The organism is Variovorax sp. FG153, from assembly GCF_057809595.1.
In genome coordinates, this window is the sequence record NZ_JBMDKG010000126.1 from 1 (window position 1) to 504 (window position 504).

Here is a 504-nt window from a genome sequence, read left to right on the forward strand (position 1 = left end):
GCGCCTCGACGATGCGCGTGCCGTCGCCCTGCACGTCGAGCAGGCCGAAGGGCGCCGTGGGCTCGTCCACGTCGCCCAGCATCTCGCCGAAGAAGGCCTCGTGCTCGGCCTGGCTCACGCCCAGCCGCGCCTGCGCCACGTAGCGCCGGAACGGCACCGGCGCGGGCAGCTCGGCCGCGCGACCCTGCTGCACCAGCGCGATCTCCCCGACCAGCAGTTCCAGCGTGGTGTGGTCCAGCACCATGTGATGGTTCGACAGGTGCAGCAGCCAGCGGCCGCGCGCCGCGTCGTGCGCCGCGAGGGCGCGGATCATCGGGGCCTCGCGCACGTCGATGCGATGCCGCGCGGGATCCACCCGGGCATCGAGTTCGGCGTCGATGTCGCCGCCATCGCCGCCGGCCGCGCCGCGCTCCAGCCATTGCACGGGCAGGCGGGCCTGCCGGTGGACGACCTGCACCGGCTCGGGCAGTCCTTCCCACAGCACCGCGGTGCGCAGGATGTCGT

General features: G+C 74.2%; 1 protein-coding gene. It reads right to left on the reverse strand.

The window, feature by feature from the left end; translation table 11 throughout:
• Nucleotides 1-504 (reverse strand): condensation domain-containing protein (locus tag ACODT0_RS42405; protein ID WP_489044051.1); only part of this gene is annotated, 504 nt, incomplete at both ends.